This is a genomic window from Waltera acetigignens, from assembly GCF_025567015.1.
GTDB lineage: Bacteria > Bacillota > Clostridia > Lachnospirales > Lachnospiraceae > Acetatifactor > Acetatifactor acetigignens.
Genome location: NZ_JAOQJO010000020.1, coordinates 1 through 20,929 on the forward strand (window position 1 = coordinate 1; position 20,929 = coordinate 20,929).

A 20,929-nucleotide genomic window follows, 5' to 3' on the forward strand; every position below is an offset into this window, starting at 1 on the left:
GAGGGCTTGACCAAAGGTTTTGGATAGGAAAAGGATGTAAGTTAGGGTATAGAGATTAGATTTCAGTGTTCGGTTTTGAAGGAATAAATTAAAAACGATAGCTTTCTGCTATCGTTTTTTTATGCATTAATTTCAGATAATTGTTTCTTTTTTTAAAATATATGTTATAATTAATTGAGAAAGTAGTTAAAGGCTGCATTGCAGGCTTCTTAAAATATATGGCATAAAGAATATGGCATAAAGAACAAAAGCAGCGGGAAGGGCACAGGAGTAAGTATGGATACTAAGATATTACTTGAAAACGGAACAAATGAATTGGAGATTCTGGAGTTTACCCTGGCAGGTAATTCCTACGGAATTAATGTTGCCAAGATCAAAGAGATCATCACCTATCAGCCAGTAACACCGGTTCCGAATTCACATCCCAGTATTGAAGGTATTTTCATGCCGAGAGATACTATGATCACCGCCATTGATCTGAAGAATTGTCTGGGGCGTGGTGAATCTGAGAAAAAAGGATTATTTATCGTTACCAACTTTAATAAGCTGGATATTGCATTCCATGTAGAATCTGTATTAGGTATTCACAGAGTAAGCTGGAGAGATATTATTAAGCCGGATATCACCATTTCTGCAGCAGATGAGAGTGTTGCTACCGGCATTATCAAGAAAAATGACAAGCTGATCATTATTCTGGATTTCGAGAAGATCGTATCTGACATCAATCCGGAGACAGGACTGAAGATGTCCGAGCTGAATGAACTGGGAGAGCGTACAAGAAGCTCTGTTCCTATTCTGATTGCAGAGGATTCCCCTCTGCTTAACAAGCTGATTGTAGATTCCCTGAAGGCAGCCGGCTATGTAAATCTGATCCATACAGAGAACGGTCAGAAAGCATATGATGTTATTACGCAGTGCAAAGAGGATGGTACACTGGATCAGCATGTTCGTTGTATCATCACCGATATTGAGATGCCGGAAATGGATGGTCACAGACTGACCAAGCTTGTGAAGAGCGATGATGCGACCAAGGACATTCCTATTATCATTTTCTCATCACTGGTTAATGATGACATGAAGAGAAAGGGAGAGGCTTTGGGAGCAGATGCACAGCTTTCCAAACCCGAGATCGGTAATCTGGTAAGAATTGTGGACGAACTGGTAGCAGAGAAGCATTTAGACAGATAGTAAGTTTAGAGAAGCAAAAAGGCTGGGATAGTCCCAGCCTTTTGCTATAATATCAGGATACAGTTATGGATAAACAAACAGAAGAAATTCTTCAGAAAATTGAAGAAGCGGAATATGTGCTGGTGGGCCTGGGACAGGAGTTTGACATGGAATTTTTCCTGCAAAGCAGAGAAGATTACCGCAGAATCCGGGAACAGTTACAACAGCAGAATGTACTTTGGCTTTTGCCTTATGTGGAAGAACACTTCCGCAGACAGTATTTGCCGGAGATGGAAGCAGAGATCGAGAAGGGATTGCAGAAGCTGGCAAAAGTATTGGAAAAAAAGAGTTATTTTGTGGTTTCATCTTCTCTGAATCATAAATTGGCAGAGGTTCCCTGGAAAAAAATGTTATTGAAAAAAGAGCGATTCGTGGCACCCTGTGGAGACTGGACGAAAAAACAGTGCCCGGACGGGTGTGAGGAAGGCATCCAGACAGTGACAGAAGCAGATGAGGAACAATTGCAGGAGAGTTTTAAGAAGCTGCAGACTAACGGGTTTTCGGTTCCGGATTTGGGAAAATGTCCAAAGTGCGGGAAAAAGTTGGTACTCAACAATGTCTATGCCGGCCGATACGATGAAAAAGGATATTTGAAAACCTGGACAGAATATCAGAACTGGCTGCAAAATACCCTGAATCATAAAATGGTGTTGTTGGAGATTGGGGAGGGGAACCGTTTTCCTACGATTATACGTTCCCCTTTTGAGAGAATCGCTTTGTTTCAACAAAAAGCAGACCTTTATTGTATAGATGGAGAACAAAATCCCATTGCCTGGCTGCTCAGCCTGTGTTAAACTTAACATGCTAGTAACTTGTGAGAAAGCGGAGGAATGACATATGCCTTCACAGGAGGAATACCTGGATAATTTATTAAAAGGAATTGAAACAGAAAATACGGAAACAGAGGTTACAAAGGAGCCGAAAATGACCGGGATGGAGGAAGAAACTGCCAAAGCACCGGAAACGCCGGAGCCTGTGGAAGAGAGTGGAACTCAGGTCGATATGAGCGATATGGATGATCTGCTGCAGTCGGCGCTGGATGCTCAAAAAGCTGATTCATCAGAGCAGGAAACGGAAGCAAGTCAGCCTGTAGCGGAAAATACAGCCATTCTTCCAGAGGAGACAGCTTCTATGTCTGAGGATGAAATTAACAGGCTATTGCAGCAGAGCCAGGAGCAATCCGGGGATGCTCCGGCACAGGAGAGCAACGATGCTAATGACGATCTGATCAAAATGTTGGAGAATGCGGATGACGAGGGATTGTCAAATATTCTGGATCAGGTGACACCGGAGACTGCACAGCCGGAGGAAACAGCAGAGCGGGAAGAAGACAACGGCAAGCGCGGAAAAAAGAAAAAAGAAAATAAAAAGAAGGAAAAGAAGCTGGGATTTTTTGAACGGTTTAAGAAGAAATCCAAGGAAGAACCGGAAGCAGCACCGGATGAGACAGAATCAGCACATCCTGCGGGAGAGGAAGTCACATCGGATATCCCGGAAACTGTGCCGGATGATCTTGCGGATCTGTCTTCCCTGACGGATGGCATGGATGATGCAGACAAAACACCGATGGAGGCTTCTGACAACACGGAAAGTGTAGAAAGTACGGAAAATGCTGCGGAAAACGGAGATGCCGGCGGCCTGGATGACGATCTGGACGCTTTACTGGCGGGAGCATTTCCGGAGCAGTCGGAGAACAGCACGGATAATGCATCCGGAGAACCGGAATCTGCAGATGTGATGGATATTCTGAAGGCTGCAGGCGCAGACATCATGGATGAGCCGGAACAGAAGAAAGAGAAAAAAGGCTTTTTGGCCAAATTATTAGATCTGTTCACCGAGGAGGACGAGGAAGAAGAGGAAGCGGATCAGTTGCAGCTGTCCGATGAGAACAAGAAGATCCTGGAAGAGATGGACAAGGGCGGCAAGAACAAGAAGGGAAAAAAACAGAAAAAGCCTAAAAAAGAAAAGCAGCCCAAGCCCAAGAAACCGGCAAAAGAAAAAAAGAAAAAAGAAAAGCCGGAAAAGGAAGTTAAGCCGTCAGTATCGGAGAAAAAGCTTTCTCCGAAGAAAATCCTCCCGATTGTAGTGGTATGTATTTCTCTGGGGGCGGTGATTCTGTTGCTGGGTAACTTCCTGGCGGATTATACCGCGAAGCGCAGTGGTAGAGAAGCTTACTATGCCGGAGATTATCAGACCTGTTACCAGAATCTGATGGGCAAGGAACTGGATGAGACAGAACAGGTGATGTACAGTCAGTCCGAGAGTATTCTGACCATCCGTATGTGGCTGCGGGAGTACGAAGTATTCGTAAACGAAGGCTCTGAATTGGAGGCATTGGACAGCCTGCTTCAGGCAGTCAGGGATTATCCGACATTGTTAAATTATGCGACACAGTGGAATGCGCAGGATGAGGTAAGTCTGGCATTCCAGGATATTTTGAATATCCTTTCCCAGAAATATCAGTTAAGTCAGGAAGAGGCACAACAGATTGCGGATATTTCCGATAATGTAGAATATACGAAGAATGTAATGTTGGTTCTGCAAAAGCTGGGACTGGGATTCTGGGAGTTCCCGCAGGGAACGGTAACGGAGGAAACATCTGCACCTAATACGGAGGAGGCGCCCGCACAGCTGCCGGATCCTCTCCCCGAGGAAAAGGAGATACAGCAATGATCACAGTGCTCGACTATGATGCTGGCAACATAAAGAGTGTAGAAAAGGCATTGGATTTTCTGGGAGAAGAGGTGAAGATTACCAGAGACAGAGAGGAAATCCTGTCCGCAGACGGTGTGATCCTGCCGGGTGTGGGAGCGTTCGGTGATGCCATGGAAAAACTGCACCAGTACGGACTGGTGGATGTCATTCATGAAGTAGTGGACAGGCAGATCCCTTTTCTGGGAATCTGTCTGGGCTTACAGCTGATGTTTGAGAGTAGTGAGGAGACACCGGGAGTAGAGGGACTGCACCTGTTAGACGGTAAGATCCGAAGGATTCCTGCGGCAGAAGAACTGAAGATTCCGCATATTGGCTGGAATGACCTTACTTTTCCCAATGAAGGAAGACTTTTCCGGGGCGTGGAAGAGCATTCCTATGTATATTTTGTACATTCCTATTATCTGGAGGCAGCAGATCCTTCCATTGTTACTGCCACCACAGAATATGGAACTTTGATTCATGCTTCCGTGGAAAAGGGTAATATTTTTGCCTGTCAGTTCCATCCCGAGAAAAGTTCCCGGGTGGGAATGAAAATTCTGCAGAATTTCATAGAGATCACACAAGAGTTCCGGGAAAAAGATAAGCAGGGAGGAAGATGATATGCATACCAAAAGAGTAATTCCCTGTCTGGATGTGAAAGATGGCAGAGTAGTAAAAGGTGTGAATTTTGTGAATTTCCGGGATGCCGGAGATCCGTCGGAGGTAGCATCTGCTTATGATGCAGCCGGTGCGGACGAAGTGGTATTTTTGGACATTACGGCTTCTGCAGACAGTAGAGCAACGCAGTTAGAGTGGGTGCGGAAGGTAGCCAGCAAGGTATTTATTCCTTTCACTGTAGGTGGAGGAATCCGTACCGTGGATGATTTTAAGGCGATATTGAGAGAAGGAGCAGACAAGATTTCTGTGAATTCCGCAGCCATTATGAATCCGCAACTGATCAGTGATGCAGCAGAGAAGTTTGGCAGTCAGTGTGTGGTGGTCGCTATCGATGCCAAGAAGCGAGCAGACGGCGGTGGTTGGAATATTTATAAAAACGGTGGTCGTGTGGATATGGGCATGGACGCTGTGGAGTGGGCCAGAACCGCAGAGAAGATGGGAGCCGGAGAGATCCTGCTGACCAGCATGGACGGTGACGGCACGAAGGAAGGCTATGATCTGGAGCTGACCAGGGCTGTGGCAGAGAGTGTAAGCATTCCGGTCATTGCATCCGGCGGTGCTGGACAGCTGTCTCATTTCTATGATGCTCTGACAGAGGGAAAGGCAGAGGCAGTTCTGGCGGCATCTCTGTTCCATTACAAAGAATTAGAGATCAGGCAGGTGAAAGAATACCTGCGGGAAAAAGGAATCAGTGTCCGTCTCTAGGGACGACAGGGAGGATTTGACTATGGCAATGATCACGAATGACTGGCTGACGGCTTTGGGCGGAGAATTCCACAAGCCTTATTACAGACAGCTTTTTGAATTTGTCAAAAATGAATACAACACCACCGTGGTCTTCCCACCGGCAGATGATATTTTCAATGCATTTCATCTGACGCCGTTAAGCAAGGTAAAAGTGGTGATTTTAGGACAGGATCCTTATCATAATGTGGGACAGGCTCATGGACTGTGCTTCTCGGTGAAACCGGATGTAGAGATTCCCCCTTCTCTGGTGAATATTTATCAGGAACTTCACGATGATCTGGGATGCTATATCCCTAACAATGGTTATCTTGTAAAATGGGCCGAGCAGGGTGTCCTGATGCTCAATACGGTGCTTACCGTGCGGGCACACGTGGCCAATTCCCATCACGGGAAAGGTTGGGAAGAGTTTACAGATGCCGCCATCCGGGCACTGAATGCACAGGATCGTCCCATTGTGTTTATCCTGTGGGGCAGACCTGCCCAGATGAAGAAAGCTATGTTGAACAATCCCAATCATCTGATCTTAGAGGCCCCTCATCCCAGCCCCCTGTCTGCCTACCGCGGTTTCTTCGGCAGCAGACCTTTCAGCAAGACCAACAACTTCTTGAAAGAACACGGCGTGGAGCCCATCGACTGGCAGATTGAAAATGTGTAAATTGTGAGTTACGAGCCATGCAAAAATAGAGTGGAACACCTCGATGGGCGCTTGCGCACAAGCGAGGCTGGTTCACTCTATTTTTATACTGTGCGTCCAACGGACACACTCGACAGCCGTCAATGAAATAAATGTGGAGCGTTCTTTACGACACATTTATGAATAGGGTGCATGGCTCGTAACGTAGTGCTGCCATACCCTCCACGAACGTCCGCCTGTCGCGAACGTCCTGTTCGCACCACCCTGATTTTCAAAACTTTTCGAGAAAATGTCACCATCGTCCGACAAACATCCCCGGAAGGATATTCCATCCGCTGCGGACGTTCTGCTTTTTTCATAATATCTGTACACCATAGGCATTTCTGCTGCAGCCATTTCTATTGCTTTGGTGCAAATCGCATTAAAATAGCAAAATCAGTACAAAAAAACCTCTAAATCAAACATTTTTTGTACTGATTTTATTATTTTTCCTATTTTAGCGAAAATAAGCTCTTATAAAAGGCCAAAATCTCCTGTTTTTGTATTTTTTTAGCAAAAAAGGACGTTTTTAATACAAACAGAACTTCCGGAGGAGTGGCATCACTTTCCATTTCTTTTACTGACATCTTTTCTCAATAAGTATTTCCCCTATTGACAAAACAAGGAATCCTTACTATAGTGTTCCTGTAAAGAACCACTAAAAGGAGTACCTATGGAAGAAGCGGCAATCATAGAACAACTTATCCTGTTCGGACTGAGCAGGCAGGAGGCTGCCATTTACCTGTGTCTTCTTCAAAATGAAGAACTGACAGGCTATGAGGTGGCGAAGCTGACGGGGATTTCCAGATCCAATGTCTATAATGGACTGGCATCGTTGGTGGAGCATGGAGCTGCTTATGTGATCGAAGGAACCTCCTCAAAATATCTGGCTGTAGCATTATCCGAGTTCTGCGATAACCGGATCCGGTATCTGCGGAAAGCAAAAGAACGTCTGGTGGCGGATGGCCCCAGGAAAAATTTACCTAGAGAAGGCTATATCACCATCGAAGGCTATGACCACATCTGTGACAAGATCCGGCACATGCTTCTGGGTGCCGAGAAGCGTATTTATTTTTCCGCAACAGGTGGATTCCTGGAGCAATGGTCGGAGGAGATCAGGGAGCTGGTCCGGGCACAGAAAAAAGTGGTGCTGATTTCAGAAGACAACAGAGAACCTTTTCCGGAAGATGCGGAATTAAAGGCCGGGATCATAGAATACCTGGTGCCGGAGCATTTCAGAGAGCCTAAGGAAGAGGAACAGCAGATGGATCAGATCCGTCTCATCATGGATTCCGAGTACATTCTCACCGGTACGGTGACGGGAAAGAGCAGTGATACCTGCCTTTACAGTGGCCAGAAGAATTTTGTCAGAGTCTTCAAGGATGCCATGCGCAACGAGATCGCCCTCATTCGGTTGAAGCAGGGTGAGCAATAATTATGTAGAAAACGCTTTGGCCGGGTGGAAACGGCCGCAGCGTTCTCATAAATAGGATAAAATAGAAAGGGATAGAAAAATGAGTATCAGAGTCGCAATTTTAGGTTATGGTAACTTAGGAAAAGGAATGGAATGTGCAGTAAAGCAGAATGATGACATGGAGCTGGTAGCCGTATTTACCAGAAGAGATCCTGCTACAGTAAAGACTTTAACAGATGTGAAGGTTTATAATGTAGATCAGTTACTGTCCATGCAGGACAAGATCGATGTCCTGGTGCTGTGCGGAGGCTCCGCAACCGATCTGCCCAAACAGACCGCAGAGTATGCAAAATATTTCAACGTGGTAGACAGCTTTGATACCCATGCGAAGATCCCCGAGCATTTCGCACAGGTAGATGCTGCAGCAAAAGAGGGCGGCAAGGTAGCCATGATTTCCGTAGGCTGGGATCCCGGTATGTTCTCCCTGAACAGACTGTATGCCAATGCCATTTTAAGAGACGGCAGCGATTATACCTTCTGGGGTAAGGGTGTCAGCCAGGGACATTCCGATGCCATCCGTCGTATCCCCGGTGTCAAGGATGCCAAGCAGTATACCATTCCCGTAGAGTCCGCACTGGAAGCTGTCAGAAACTGTGAGAATCCGGTTCTGACCACCAGACAGAAGCATACCAGAGAGTGTTTTGTGGTAGCGGAAGAGGGCGCAGACAAGGCACAGATCGAAGAGCAGATCAAGACCATGCCCAACTATTTTGCAGATTATGATACTACTGTACATTTCATCACTGAGGAAGAACTGCAGAGAGATCACGCAGGTATCCCTCACGGCGGATTTGTACTGCGTACCGGCAAGACCGGCTTAAACGGTGAGCACAACCATGTGATCGAGTACAGCTTAAAGCTGGATTCCAACCCGGAGTTCACTTCCTGCGTACTGACCGCTTATGCAAGAGCTGCTTACCGCATGAATCAGGAAGGCCAGAAGGGCTGCAAGACCGTATTTGATGTGGCCCCTGCTTATCTGAGCACTCTGACTCCGGAAGAGATGAGAAGTGCGTTACTGTAAATAAGATAGATGCAGAGGAGATACTTATGGAAAAAAAGGCATTTGTTACCAAAGAAATGATCGAAAAGATCGCAGAAAAATATCCCACACCGTTTCATATCTATGATGAAAAGGGAATCCGGGAGAATGCGAAGGCGCTGAAGGAAGCTTTTGCGTGGAACAAGGGCTACAAGGAGTTCTTTGCGGTAAAGGCGACTCCCAACCCTTTTCTGATCAACATCTTAAGAGATTACGGCTGTGGATGTGACTGCTCCTCTTTGACAGAGCTGATGCTCAGCAATGCTATGGGGGTAAAGGGAGAGGACATTATGTTCTCCTCCAACGATACCCCGGCCCATGAATTCGAATATGCGGCAAAAATCGGTGCCACCATCAATCTGGATGACATCACCCATATCGATTTCCTGGAGAAGACCATCGGTTATCTGCCCAAGACCCTGAGCTGCCGTTACAATCCCGGCGGATATTTTTCCATCAGCAATAACATCATGGACAATCCGGGCGATGCTAAATACGGTTTCACCACGGAGCAGATGTTTGAGGGATATAAGATCCTGAAGGCAAAGGGTGTGGAGAATTTTGGTATCCATTCTTTTCTGGCCAGTAACACGGTAACGAATGACTATTATCCCACTCTGGCAAGAGAACTGTTCGAACTGGCAGTAAAGCTGAAAGAGGAGACCGGCGCACACATTACCTTCATCAATCTGTCCGGTGGTATCGGTATTCCTTACCGTCCGGATCAGGAACCCAACGACATCAGAGTCATCGGCGAAGGCGTGCGTAAGGTATATGAGGAAGTTCTGGTACCGGCAGGCATGGGTGATGTGGCAATCTACACAGAGCTTGGTCGTTATATGATGGCACCTTACGGACATCTGGTGACCCAGGTCATCCATGAGAAGCATACTCATAAGGAATACATCGGTGTGGATGCCTGTGCCGTGAACCTGATGCGTCCCGCCATGTACGGCGCTTACCATCACATTACTGTACTGGGCAAGGAAAACGAGCCCTGCGACCACAAGTACGATGTGACCGGTTCCCTGTGCGAGAACAACGACAAATTCGCCATCGACCGGATGCTGCCAAAAATCGATATCGGTGACTATATTGCCATCCACGATACCGGTGCACACGGTTTTGCCATGGGTTACAATTACAACGGTAAGCTGAAATCCGCAGAGCTTCTGCTGAAGGAGGACGGCAGCGTGGAACTGATCCGCCGTGCTGAGACACCAAAGGATTATTTTGCAACCTTTGACTGTTTCGATATTTATAATAAGATTAATTTTGACGCATAGCACTTACCCATAGGAGGTTGGCGTGACTGCTTGCAGGCAAAGCAGACCTCCTATGAGGGAAGTGAACGAACATGAGCAAGAAGGGCGATAGCCCGGAATGCGAATGGGAGTACCCATAGGAGGTTGGCGTGACTGCTTGCAGGCAAAGCAAACCTCCTATGAGGGAAGTGAACGAACATGAGCAAGAAGGGCGATAGCCCGGAATGCGAATGGGCGATATAGGAGGATACGAAGCAATGAAATATCCGAAACATATACAGCGGGGAGGGACCATTGGATTTGTGGCCCCTTCTTTTGGCTGTCAGATAGAACCTTATTACACTGCCTTTGGCAATGCCCAGAAGAAATTCCGGGAAATGGGCTATCAGTTACAATTAGGCCCCAACTGTTATGCCGGAGAGGGCATCGGTATCAGTAACACCCCCGAAAAATGCGGGCAGGAGCTGACGGATTACTATTGCAGCCCGGAAAATGACTGTCTGATCTCCTGCGGTGGCGGAGAACTGATGTGCGAGACCATGAGCCATGTGGATTTTGAGCGTCTGCAGGCAGCAGAGCCCAAGTGGTATCTGGGGTATTCTGACAATACCAACATGACCTATCTGCTGGCAACCATCTGTGATACCGCCTCCGTCTACGGCCCCTGCGCGGCCGCTTTTGGCATGGAGCCCTGGCATGCATCCCTGAAAGATGCCTTCGGAATATTGACCGGAGAGACCAAAGAGGTGCATGGATATGACAAGTGGGAAAAGGAGTCTCTGAAAAATGAAGAACAGCCTCTGTTGCCCTATAACACCACGGAATCCAGAGTGCTGAAAAAGTATCTTGGCAGACAGACAGCAGAAGAGGAACCGGAGATCCGCTTTTCAGGTCGGTTGCTGGGCGGCTGTATGGATTGTCTGGTGAATCTACTGGGAACCCGGTTTGATAAAACACAGGATTTTCTGGAAAAGTATAAAGAGGACGGAATCATCTGGTTCCTGGAAGCCTGTGACCTGAATGTTTTTGCCATCCGCAGAGCCATGTGGCAGATGGAGGAAGCCGGATGGTTTCAGTATGTCAAAGGTTTTCTCATCGGAAGACCGTTGTGTTTCGGACAGGAGATGATGGGACTGGATCAGTACCAGGCAGTTCTGGCCGTGGCGGGAGAGAAGAATGTTCCCGTGATCATGGATGTGGATCTGGGACATCTGGCACCCATGATGCCGATTGTCACCGGAAGCTGTGCGGAAGTACAGGTACAGGGCAATGATGTCACCCTCCGTTATGACTATCGGTAAAATGTATAAATTCATAGAAAAAGTGTAGAAATAAGAAAAGGCTCATCCCAAACGGGAGAGCCTTTTCGTGCGTCTATGGAACGCTCTATTCGTCGAAAACGATATTAGCAGCCAAAATTGAAGTAGCCGCAGAATGCATTCAACCACTGAGAACAGTTAATGAATTTGAAACACATACTTTCTTCCTCCTTTTCCTGTTGCCTGGTGTTCGGTTACGTCTGTGTTAGCTAAGCACAAATGAATTGTAACAATTTTGTAACAATTAATCCATAGGAGATGATTGGAAAAAAATTAGAAAAAGCAGGAAATGCGATGTGGTTATAAAAATACAAAAAGAAAGCGCAGAACCGATTTGATTCTGCACTAACTGCCGGCAATGGGACTTGAACCCATACGGTGTTGCCACCAACAGATTTTGAGTCTGCCTCGTCTGCCATTCCGACACGCCGGCATTCAAACACTCACAACAGAGATTATCTTATCATAGATTAAAAAAGTTGACAAGAGTTTTTTTCTGGAATCTTGCTACTATTTTTCTAGTCTTTTTACACAAGATGTTGTATAGTAGAAGTGTATAAGTATATGGGAACGCAATCTGTAGAACTGTTTTGGAATAGGGTGGAAGCATGAATTGCAAAGAATTTGAAAAGAATATTCCTGATTTCATTGCAGGAAAACTGGATTTTCAGACCTTGCAGGAATTCGGGGAGCATATGCGGGAATGCCCGGGCTGCAAGGAGGAATTGGTGATTCAGTTCCTTGTAACGGAAGGTATGCAGCGTCTGGAAGACGGCGATGCTTTTGACCTGCAGAGAGAACTGGAACTGAGACTTGCGGAAGCAAAGCGCAAGGTAAGATTTCATATGGCTTTTCTGAAGACAGGGGCTGTACTGGAAGTGCTGACGGTGATTTTTCTTATGGGATTTCTGGGATGGATCATCTCTTAGCGACACCTGATAGAATCAAGAGGATAGAATTAAGATAGGATAGACAGAGTATGAGTCAGAAACTGGTATTGATCGACGGACACAGTATATTGAACCGGGCATTCTACGGAGTGCCGGATCTGAGTAATGCAGAGGGACTGCACACAAATGCCATTTATGGTTTTTTGAATATTATGTTTAAAATTCTGGAGGAGGAAAAGCCGGAATATCTGGCAGTGGCTTTTGATGTTCATGCACCGACTTTCCGCCACAAGATGTATGAGGCTTACAAGGGAACGAGAAAGCCTATGCCGGAGGAATTGCGGGAGCAGGTGCCCGTCATGAAGGAAATCCTGAAGGCCATGCATATTACCATTATGGAGCAGGCGGGACTGGAAGCAGATGACATTCTTGGAACGCTGGCCAAAAAAGCAGAGCAGGCCGGATTGGAAGTATCACTGGTCTCCGGGGACAGAGATCTGCTGCAGATTGCCACGGATCATATCAAGATCCGGATTCCGAAGACGAAGCAGGGCAGAACGGAGATCGAGGATTATTATGCCGCAGATGTACTGGTTGCCTATCAGGTGACTCCGTTACAGTTTATCGAACTGAAAGCCCTGATGGGAGATACCGCCGATAATATTCCAGGAGTGCCGAAGGTGGGAGAGAAAACCGCACAGGCACTGATGGTGGAGTACGGTTCTCTGGATAATATTTATGCCCATGTGGAAGAAATCTCGAAAAAAAGTATCCGGGAATCCCTGATCGAGCATAAGGATCTGGCAGATCTGAGCAAGACGCTGGCAACGATCAAGACCGACTGCGAATTGCAGTTGGATTACGAACAGGCCAGAGCAGAGGGGTTCTATACCCCGGAAGCCTATACCTTGTGCAAACGTCTGGAATTCAAAAATCTGTTGGGAAGATTTGAAAAAGATGCCGCCGCCAATGACAGCAAGATCGCAGAAAGCTTCCGACAGATTGAAGATAAAAAAGAATTTTTACAATATCTGAAAAAAGCGCAGAAACAGAAGGAGATCGGCCTGTGGCTGATCACGGAACCAGTGGATGCTACTACGAAAAAAGAAGAATTGCTGGGGGTGGCATTGTCTGTGTCCGATGAGGAGACGGTATTTTATGCCCTGACCCATGAAAAGGAACCGGAAGGGCAGTTAAGTCTGTTTGCGGAAGAGGTGGAATCTGTGGATGACACCGCAGAGATCACGGAAGCTCTACAGGAACTTTCCGCAGGTACGGATACACAGATCGCTACCTTTGATGTGAAGCACCAGTATGACTATCTGGACCGCAGCAGTACAGAACAGTATTTTGACGTATTGATCGCGGCGTATCTGCTGAATCCTCTGAAGAATGATTATGACATGGAGGCCATTGCTTCGGAGCATCTGGGAATTCTGATCCCGGGCAGAGCGGAAGTATTCGGCAAGAGAGATTTCCGGACACTGCTTTCCGAGGACACCGGGAAAGCCATGGAGTATGCGTGCTACGGAGCCTATGTCTCCCGGAAAGGCAAAAAAGTCCTGAAGGACAAGCTGGAGGCAGCAGGCATGAAATGTCTCATGGAGGAGATGGAGATGCCTCTTTCACTGGTACTGTATGACATGCAGAAAGAAGGTGTGGCTGTAAAGCGGGAGGAACTGAAGGCTTATGGGGATGCACTGGTGGCCCGCATTGAGGAACTGGAACAGTCCATTCACACACAGGCAGGAACAGAGTTCAATATCAATTCCCCCAAGCAGCTGGGCGAGGTACTGTTTGAGACCATGCAGATCCCCGGCGGCAAGAAGACCAAGACCGGATATTCCACAGCTGCGGATGTGCTGGAAAAGCTGTCGGCGGATTACCCTATTGTAAGAGATATCCTGGAATACAGAGGTCTGACCAAGTTAAAGTCCACCTATGCAGACGGACTGGCAGCTTTTATTGAAGAGGACGGCAGGATCCATACGAATTTCAATCAGACCATTACTGCCACGGGGCGTATCAGCTCTACAGAGCCGAATCTGCAGAACATTCCCATGCGTATGGAACTGGGCAGACAGATCCGCAAGGTATTTATCCCCAGAGAAGGCTATGAATTCATGGATGCGGACTATTCCCAGATCGAACTGCGAGTGCTGGCTCATATGTCCGGAGACGAACAGCTGATTGATGCTTACAGACAGGAAGAGGATATTCACCGGATCACGGCATCCAAGGTATTCCATACTCCTTTCGAGAAAGTCACGGATCTGCAGCGCCGGAATGCCAAGGCAGTCAATTTCGGTATCGTCTACGGTATCAGTTCCTTTGGACTGAGTCAGGATCTGAGTATCAGCAAAAAGGAAGCGGCACAGTACATTGAACAGTATTTTGCCACTTACCCGAAGGTGAAGGAATTCATCGACAAACTGGTGGCGGATGCAAAGGAAAAGGGCTATACAGAGACCATGTTTGGCAGAAGACGCCCTATCCCGGAACTGTCATCCTCCAATTTCATGCAACGGTCCTTCGGCGAGCGAGTGGCCATGAATGCCCCTATTCAGGGAACGGCGGCGGATATTATCAAGATCGCCATGATCAAGGTATGGAAAGCATTGAAAGAGGAAGGGTTAAAATCCCGTCTGATCCTGCAGGTGCATGACGAACTGTTGGTTGAGACCGCACAGGAGGAAGAGGCAAGAGTCCGTGAGATTCTTACGGAAAATATGAAGTCCGCGGCAGATCTGGCGGTGACGCTGGAAATCGATCTGCACACGGGCAATAACTGGTATGAGGCGAAATAAATGCGTTTTATAGGTATTACCGGCGGTGTGGGTGCCGGGAAAACAGAGATTTTAAAATATATCGGACAGCATTATAAATGTGAGATCTATCTGGCGGATGAGATCGGGCATAAAGTCAAGGAACCGGGAACCGAAGGCTATCATGCGCTGGTAGCGCTGATGGGAGACGGAATCCTTGCGCCGGACGGACAGATCGATAAGCCGGCAATGGCGGCAAAGATTTTTGCAGATCCGACACTGTTGGAACAGGTGAATGCCATCATTCATCCTGCGGTAAAAAAATATCTGGCGGATCGTCTGGCAGAGGCAAAGAATAAGGGCGATGTGGAACTGTTTTTTGTGGAAGCGGCACTTTTGATCGAGAGCGGGTATGAACATATAGTGGATGAAATGTGGTATATCTACGCCAGAGAAGATGTACGCAGAAGAAGACTTTCGGAAAGCCGCAATTACACACCGGAGAAGATAGAAAAGATCATAGCATCACAGCTTTCGGAGGAAGAATTCCGGCAGCATTGTGATTTTGTCATTGATAACAGTGACAGTCTGGAAGACAGCTACAGACAGATCAGACAGAAACTGGAGGCATATTCATGGAAGGAGTAAAAGAAAAACAGGGACAGCTGGTATTCGGACTGGATATCGGTACGAGAAGCATCGTAGGTACGGTAGGATACTTAAATGGTGGGAAATTCCATGTGCTGGCACAGCGCTCCAAGGAGCATGAGACCAGAGCCATGCTGGACGGACAGATCCATGACATCGGCAAGGTGGGAGAGACTATTTCCCAGGTAAAGGAACAGCTGGAAGCGGATCTGGGCAGAGAACTTACGGAAGTATGTATCGCAGCTGCAGGCCGTGTGCTGCGTACCGTCACTACCTATGTGGAGCACAGCTTTGAGAGCGACCGGGAGATCACGCAGGAAGATGTGTATTCCTTGTGTACCATGGGCGTGGAGAAGGCTTACGAGGAATTCCAGAACAGCAATACGGATACAGATATGAAATTCTACTGTGTGGGTTATACGGCCATGCGGTATTACATGAATGGCTACCAGATGGGTAATCTGGAGGGACATAAGGCAAAAAACATTGCAGTGGATCTGATCGCCACGTTTCTGCCGGATGATGTAGTGGACGGTCTGTATAAGGCAGTAGAACTGGCGGGCCTGCATGTGGCGAATCTGACACTGGAGCCTATTGCTGCCATTCAGGTAGCAATTCCGGAGAAGTTCCGTATGTTAAATATGGCATTGGTGGACGTGGGTGCAGGCACCAGTGATATTTCCATTACCAAAGAGGGAACCATCACAGCCTATGGCATGATCCCCGTAGCAGGAGACAGCCTGACGGATATTCTGGTACAGCATTGTCTCGTGGAATTCGAGGTGGCCGAGCAGATCAAGAGAAAATGCAGAACCCAGGAGACTATCGAATACGAAGATATCATGGGACTGCCCCAGACCATCAAAGCCAGCGAAGTGCTGGAACTGCTGGATCCGGAGATCGAACGTATGACCCAGCTGGTATCCGATACCATCAAAGAACTGAACGGGGACAAACCGGTCAGTGCCGTGTTCGTGGTAGGAGGCGGTGGAATGGTGCCCGGTTACACGGAGAAGCTGGCAGAGAAGCTGGGCATCGTGAAGGAACGTGTGGCAATCCGGGGACAGGAAGTCATGCAGACCATTACATTTGAACTGGAAAATGCCAGAAAGGATGCCATGATGGTAACACCTATCGGTATCTGTTTAAGCTATTATGTACAGAGCAATAATTTTATTTTCGTGGAATTCAACGGAGAGCGGGTAAAGCTCTATGATAACGGCAAATTATCCGTGACAGATGCCGCTATGCAGATGCAGTTCCCAAATGACCAGCTGTTCCCCAGAAAAGGGGAAGCCCTTCTGTTTACTGTCAATGGTAAGACCCGTATGGTGCGGGGCGAACAGGGAGAGGCAGCAGTCATCCGGGTCAACGGAGACGAGGCGGATATGTATACCCAGGTACATAATGGGGACCGCATTGTGGTAACACCTTCCACGGAGGGCGAACCGGCGGTGCTGGAGCTGGGAAAACTCTCTGAACTGGGGGATGCACTGCAGGTCTATGTGAACGGTAAACAGATCAGTCTGCCGAAGACAGCGGAAGTCAACGGTCACAGAGAGAATGAATTCTACCGGATCGGCCAGAACGATGATATTCGGATTCGGAATTCTTATACTGTAAAGGAAATCGCAGAATTTCTGGATGTGCCTCTCGGTGCGGATATCAAGGTCAATGATACAGCGGCGCAGCCGGATACCAGAGTTTATGAGCATTTCACCGTAAGCTGGGATATGAAGAACCCGCTGCCGGAAGGGAGTTATGCAGACCTGCCGGATGCGGACACAGAAGAGGATGCCTATAGAGAAGAGCCTGTTTATGGAGAAGGGCCTGTGATGCAGAAGGCAGAGGCTGTGGCAGGAGAAGCGGCGATGACACAGGGGACAGAGACTGCGGCAGAAAACGGGACGGCTTCCGTGACAACGCAGGGGACTTCCGGGAAGCAGGACGAAAAGTACGAAAGCGTGGAACAGACGGCACAGAGCCAAAGCGTGTCACCACAGGGACCGCATCCATTAACAGTGATCGTGAACCATTCCCCCATCACCATGCAGGGTAAGGCTTCCTATGTATTTGTGGATGTGTTTGATTATATTGATTTTGATCTGGGATCCTCCGCATCCGCAGGCAGATCCATTGTGACGAACTTAAATGGACGCCCGGCACAGTTCATGGAACCTTTGAAAGAGGGAGATGTGATCGAGATCTACTGGAAAAGCATGCACTAGTATGCATTAATGCCGAAGATGGAAAACGGCAAAGAGTAAGACAGAAGTAAGATAGAAAAGAGATTAAGAAGTTATGAGATTATGTAGTATTGCCAGCGGCAGCAGCGGCAACTGTATTTATGTGGGATCAGAGGCCACGCATCTGCTGGTGGACGTGGGAATCAGCGGCAAAAAGGCGGAGGCCGGGCTGAACAGTCTGGGACTCACCGGAAGAGATCTGGATGGCATCCTGGTGACCCACGAACATATGGATCATGTGGCGGGACTGGGTGTCATGGCGAGAAAATATGAAGTGCCGATCTATGCCACAACGGGAACCCTGGAAGAAATCCAGAAGATGGGGAATCTGGGCAAGATCAATCCAGCCCTGTTTCGGGAAGTGAAGGAAGATGTGAAACTGACTATCAAGGATCTGACTGTCAATCCCATGAAAATCTCCCATGATGCGGCACAGCCGGTGGGCTATCGTATTGCTTACGGAGATAAAAAGGTAGGAATCTGTACGGATTTAGGAGTCTATAATGATTACACCGTGGAGTGCCTGAAGGGAATGGATGCCTTGCTGCTGGAAGCGAATCATGATGTGAAGATGTTGCAGGTAGGACCTTATCCCTATTATCTCAAACAGAGAATTCTGGGGGACAGAGGACACCTTTCCAATGAAAATTCCGGCAAGCTGCTCTGTCGAATCCTGCATGACAAGTTGCAGGCTATCGTGCTGGGACATCTCAGCAAGGAGAATAATCTTCCGGAGCTGGCCTATGAAGCGGTCCGGATGGAAATCACCATGGGAGAGAACCCTTACCGGGCGGAAGACTTCCGGATGATGGTGGCAGACAGGAGCAATGTATCTCCGGTGATCAATATTGCGTAGCGGATGCGCAGCGCATCAGCCAGCATTATTCGTTGGAGCCGCATCATAGCACGCTTTTGCGTCATTTCATGACTAGCTTTGCTCCATAGTTTGGCGCTCGGTGCCTGAAACATATTCGCTCACAAAATGATGCAAGTATGATTTCTGTGTCTGAATATGTTCATAGGCTGAACTTGAGGTTGCAAATTGTAGTAAAGTGTAGTTTAATAGATAAAAATAATAGCATGATTTCATGCAGAAAATGAGGGCGATTATGAAAAGAACAATTATTACGGTAGTTGGTAAGGACACAGTAGGCATTATCGCAAAGGTATGTACCTATCTTGCGGAAAACGGCATCAATATCCTGGATATTTCCCAGACCATCGTACAGGGATATTTTAACATGATGATGATCGTTGACACCAATCAGATGCAGAAAACTTTTGGTGATATGGCAGATGAACTGGCTGCTCTCGGAGAAGAAATTGGCGTAGTGATCAAGTGCCAGAAGGAAGAGATCTTTGACAAGATGCACCGCATCTGATAAGCCCCACGATTTCGAAATAAATAAGACCCGAAGGGGCAGATAGGAGCCGTAATGATCAATTTATATGAAGTAACAGAGACCAACAAAATGATCGAGGAAGAGAACCTGGACGTGCGTACCATCACACTGGGTATCAGCCTGTTAGACTGTATCGATTCCGATCTGGACAGATTAAATGAGAAGATTTATAACAAAATCTACGAAGCAGCCAAGGATCTGGTGAAGACCGGAGAGGAGATCTCCAGAGAATTTGGCATCCCCATTGTAAATAAGAGAATTTCCGTAACTCCCATTGCACTGATCGGTGGTGCGGCATGTCATACGATAGAAGACTTTGCAAGTATTGCAAAGACATTGGATAAGGTAGCACATGAGGTTGGTGTGAACTTCCTGGGCGGTTATTCCGCATTGGTCAGCAAGGGAATGACCCCGGCGGACGAACTGCTGATTCGTTCCATTCCTCTGGCGCTGTCTACCACAGAGCGTGTGTGCAGCTCTGTGAACCTGGGCTCCACCAAGACCGGTATCAACATGGATGCCGTAAAGCTGATGGGTGAGATGGTCAGGGAGACTGCAGAGTATACCAAGGAAGATGATTCCCTGGGCTGTGCAAAGCTGGTAGTATTCTGTAATGCACCGGATGATAATCCTTTCATGGCAGGTGCCTTTCATGGTGTGACCGAAGCAGACAAGATCATCAATGTCGGTGTCAGCGGCCCCGGCGTTGTAAAGACCGCACTGGAAAAGGTGCGCGGCGAGAACTTCGAGGTTCTCTGTGAGACTATCAAGAAGACTGCTTTTAAGGTAACCCGTGTAGGTCAGCTGGTAGCACAGGAGGCATCCCGGATGCTAAATGTTCCCTTTGGCATCGTGGATCTGTCTCTGGCACCGACCCCGGCCATCGGCGACAGCGTAGCGGATATCCTGTGTGAGATCGGTCTGGAACATGCCGGAGCTCCCGGAACCACTGCAGCCCTGGCGTTGTTGAATGATCAGGTGAAAAAGGGCGGTGTTATGGCATCTTCCTACGTCGGCGGTTTAAGTGGTGCATTCATTCCTGTCAGTGAAGATCAGGGAATGATCGATGCCGTGAATGCCGGAGCCCTCACCATCGAGAAGCTGGAAGCCATGACTTGTGTCTGCTCCGTAGGTCTGGATATGATCGCCATTCCCGGAGACACCAAGGCAACCACCATTTCCGGTATCATTGCGGATGAAATGGCCATCGGTATGGTGAACCAGAAGACCACCGCAGTCAGAATCATCCCCGTAATCGGAAAAGGCGTGGGAGAGACCGTGGAGTTCGGCGGCCTGTTAGGTTATGCACCCATCATGCCCGTGAATACCTTCTCCTGTGATGCTTTCGTCAACCGCGGCGGCCGCATCCCCGCACCTATTCATAGCTTTAAGAACTAACTGGAAAGTTAGTTTGGTGTAAATAGTCCAAAAACGATGAATTCCGTACAAAAAAAGTTCCTAAATCAGGAATTTTTGTACGGAATTTCTTTATTTTGCTTATGCAGCGAAAATAGAGACTTTTTACATATCAAAATTTCATATTTTTGTATTTTTTTCGCAGAAATTGGCGTTTTAAATACAAACAGAACTCCCGGAGTAGCAGAAGGTCCTCAGGCAGATGTCTGTCGGAGCGTGTTGATATTTTCTTAAGCAGTGGTGAGCCATCAGGGTGAAGCAAACACGATGTTTGCGACAGGCGGCCGGCGACATGGATGTCGCCTAGAGCCGTGCCCGTTCGGATGAGATACACTTTATCCACTGCTTTAGAAAATTCACACTCGGAGACCGATATCTGCCTGAGGACCTTCTGCCGCTTCGGGAGTTCGTCTGGTTTGCCAATATTTATTCTCCCTTTTCG

General features: G+C 47.6%; 17 protein-coding genes and 1 tRNA gene. 17 read left to right on the plus strand and 1 reads right to left on the minus strand.

Translation table 11 applies throughout. The features are described from left to right. Window positions 1-276 precede the first annotated feature (276 nt). The 10 genes from OCV96_RS16225 (at window position 277) to OCV96_RS16270 (ending at window position 11,101) form a co-directional block, all read left to right on the plus strand. Window positions 277-1,188 (plus strand): chemotaxis protein, encoded by a 912-nt coding sequence (locus OCV96_RS16225; protein WP_022312258.1) that lies wholly within the window; start codon window positions 277-279, stop codon window positions 1,186-1,188. Between the two features lie 65 nt (window positions 1,189-1,253). Continuing rightward, on the plus strand, window positions 1,254-2,021 hold the full coding sequence (locus OCV96_RS16230; protein ID WP_262594949.1) for a hypothetical protein: 768 nt from the start codon (window positions 1,254-1,256) through the stop codon (window positions 2,019-2,021). A 43-nt stretch (window positions 2,022-2,064) separates the two neighbouring features. Beyond that, window positions 2,065-3,900: a hypothetical protein gene (locus OCV96_RS16235; RefSeq protein WP_262594950.1), complete on the plus strand. Its 1,836-nt coding sequence runs from the start codon at window positions 2,065-2,067 to the stop codon at window positions 3,898-3,900. Next, the gene (gene hisH, locus OCV96_RS16240) at window positions 3,897-4,541 is read left to right on the plus strand and encodes an imidazole glycerol phosphate synthase subunit HisH (protein WP_118731465.1); all 645 of its coding nucleotides are present in this window, start codon (window positions 3,897-3,899) and stop codon (window positions 4,539-4,541) included. Before OCV96_RS16235 ends, hisH begins: the two co-directional genes overlap by 4 nt. 1 nt (window position 4,542) lies before the next feature. Next, window positions 4,543-5,304 carry an imidazole glycerol phosphate synthase subunit HisF gene (hisF, locus tag OCV96_RS16245; protein ID WP_118539962.1) on the plus strand — a complete coding sequence of 254 codons (762 nt, stop codon included), beginning with the start codon at window positions 4,543-4,545 and terminating at the stop codon, window positions 5,302-5,304. Window positions 5,305-5,326: 22 nt separating this feature from the next. Then, window positions 5,327-6,001, plus strand: a complete 675-nt coding sequence (locus tag OCV96_RS16250) for a uracil-DNA glycosylase (RefSeq protein ID WP_022312253.1) — start codon at window positions 5,327-5,329, stop codon at window positions 5,999-6,001. Window positions 6,002-6,692: 691 nt separating this feature from the next. Further along, complete coding sequence (locus OCV96_RS16255; RefSeq protein WP_262594951.1) at window positions 6,693-7,454, plus strand: TrmB family transcriptional regulator; 762 nt, start codon at window positions 6,693-6,695, stop codon at window positions 7,452-7,454. Window positions 7,455-7,533: 79 nt separating this feature from the next. Then, on the plus strand, window positions 7,534-8,517 hold the full coding sequence (locus OCV96_RS16260; RefSeq protein ID WP_118731463.1) for a diaminopimelate dehydrogenase: 984 nt from the start codon (window positions 7,534-7,536) through the stop codon (window positions 8,515-8,517). Window positions 8,518-8,543: 26 nt separating this feature from the next. Continuing rightward, complete coding sequence (locus tag OCV96_RS16265; protein WP_117467367.1) at window positions 8,544-9,821, plus strand: diaminopimelate decarboxylase; 1,278 nt, start codon at window positions 8,544-8,546, stop codon at window positions 9,819-9,821. Between the two features lie 236 nt (window positions 9,822-10,057). Next, window positions 10,058-11,101, plus strand: coding sequence for a S66 family peptidase (locus OCV96_RS16270; protein WP_262594952.1), 1,044 nt, complete (start codon window positions 10,058-10,060; stop codon window positions 11,099-11,101). Between the two features lie 368 nt (window positions 11,102-11,469). Here the strand turns inward: OCV96_RS16270 and OCV96_RS16275 are convergent. Beyond that, window positions 11,470-11,552, minus strand: a tRNA-Leu gene (locus tag OCV96_RS16275). 175 nt (window positions 11,553-11,727) lie between these two features. Between OCV96_RS16275 and OCV96_RS16280 the strand changes: the two genes are divergently transcribed. The 7 genes from OCV96_RS16280 (at window position 11,728) to OCV96_RS16310 (ending at window position 20,469) form a co-directional block, all read left to right on the plus strand. After that, window positions 11,728-12,048: an anti-sigma factor family protein gene (locus tag OCV96_RS16280; protein WP_022311862.1), complete on the plus strand. Its 321-nt coding sequence runs from the start codon at window positions 11,728-11,730 to the stop codon at window positions 12,046-12,048. 50 nt (window positions 12,049-12,098) lie between these two features. Then, window positions 12,099-14,816, plus strand: a complete 2,718-nt coding sequence (gene polA / locus OCV96_RS16285; RefSeq protein ID WP_262594953.1) for a DNA polymerase I — start codon at window positions 12,099-12,101, stop codon at window positions 14,814-14,816. Then, on the plus strand, window positions 14,817-15,422 hold the full coding sequence (gene coaE, locus OCV96_RS16290; protein ID WP_227064550.1) for a dephospho-CoA kinase: 606 nt from the start codon (window positions 14,817-14,819) through the stop codon (window positions 15,420-15,422). After that, entirely contained in the window at window positions 15,410-17,650 is a 2,241-nt protein-coding gene (locus OCV96_RS16295) for a cell division protein FtsA (RefSeq protein ID WP_227064551.1), read from the plus strand. Before coaE ends, OCV96_RS16295 begins: the two co-directional genes overlap by 13 nt. 73 nt (window positions 17,651-17,723) lie before the next feature. Continuing rightward, window positions 17,724-18,524, plus strand: coding sequence for an MBL fold metallo-hydrolase (locus OCV96_RS16300; RefSeq protein WP_022311866.1), 801 nt, complete (start codon window positions 17,724-17,726; stop codon window positions 18,522-18,524). 253 nt (window positions 18,525-18,777) lie between these two features. Further along, on the plus strand, window positions 18,778-19,050 hold the full coding sequence (locus OCV96_RS16305) for an ACT domain-containing protein (RefSeq protein ID WP_022311867.1): 273 nt from the start codon (window positions 18,778-18,780) through the stop codon (window positions 19,048-19,050). A gap of 54 nt (window positions 19,051-19,104) precedes the next feature. Then, window positions 19,105-20,469, plus strand: a complete 1,365-nt coding sequence (locus OCV96_RS16310; protein WP_117467355.1) for a PFL family protein — start codon at window positions 19,105-19,107, stop codon at window positions 20,467-20,469. The last annotated feature ends 460 nt before the right edge of the window (window positions 20,470-20,929 follow it).

Coding starts and splice junctions, on each gene's coding strand:
- OCV96_RS16225 (WP_022312258.1), top strand. CDS start 277: ATGGATACTAAGATATTACTTGAAAACGGAACAAATGAATTGGAGATT.
- OCV96_RS16230 (WP_262594949.1), top strand. CDS start 1,254: ATGGATAAACAAACAGAAGAAATTCTTCAGAAAATTGAAGAAGCGGAA.
- OCV96_RS16235 (WP_262594950.1), top strand. CDS start 2,065: ATGCCTTCACAGGAGGAATACCTGGATAATTTATTAAAAGGAATTGAA.
- hisH (WP_118731465.1), top strand. CDS start 3,897: ATGATCACAGTGCTCGACTATGATGCTGGCAACATAAAGAGTGTAGAA.
- hisF (WP_118539962.1), top strand. CDS start 4,543: ATGCATACCAAAAGAGTAATTCCCTGTCTGGATGTGAAAGATGGCAGA.
- OCV96_RS16250 (WP_022312253.1), top strand. CDS start 5,327: ATGGCAATGATCACGAATGACTGGCTGACGGCTTTGGGCGGAGAATTC.
- OCV96_RS16255 (WP_262594951.1), top strand. CDS start 6,693: ATGGAAGAAGCGGCAATCATAGAACAACTTATCCTGTTCGGACTGAGC.
- OCV96_RS16260 (WP_118731463.1), top strand. CDS start 7,534: ATGAGTATCAGAGTCGCAATTTTAGGTTATGGTAACTTAGGAAAAGGA.
- OCV96_RS16265 (WP_117467367.1), top strand. CDS start 8,544: ATGGAAAAAAAGGCATTTGTTACCAAAGAAATGATCGAAAAGATCGCA.
- OCV96_RS16270 (WP_262594952.1), top strand. CDS start 10,058: ATGAAATATCCGAAACATATACAGCGGGGAGGGACCATTGGATTTGTG.
- OCV96_RS16280 (WP_022311862.1), top strand. CDS start 11,728: ATGAATTGCAAAGAATTTGAAAAGAATATTCCTGATTTCATTGCAGGA.
- polA (WP_262594953.1), top strand. CDS start 12,099: ATGAGTCAGAAACTGGTATTGATCGACGGACACAGTATATTGAACCGG.
- coaE (WP_227064550.1), top strand. CDS start 14,817: ATGCGTTTTATAGGTATTACCGGCGGTGTGGGTGCCGGGAAAACAGAG.
- OCV96_RS16295 (WP_227064551.1), top strand. CDS start 15,410: ATGGAAGGAGTAAAAGAAAAACAGGGACAGCTGGTATTCGGACTGGAT.
- OCV96_RS16300 (WP_022311866.1), top strand. CDS start 17,724: ATGAGATTATGTAGTATTGCCAGCGGCAGCAGCGGCAACTGTATTTAT.
- OCV96_RS16305 (WP_022311867.1), top strand. CDS start 18,778: ATGAAAAGAACAATTATTACGGTAGTTGGTAAGGACACAGTAGGCATT.
- OCV96_RS16310 (WP_117467355.1), top strand. CDS start 19,105: ATGATCAATTTATATGAAGTAACAGAGACCAACAAAATGATCGAGGAA.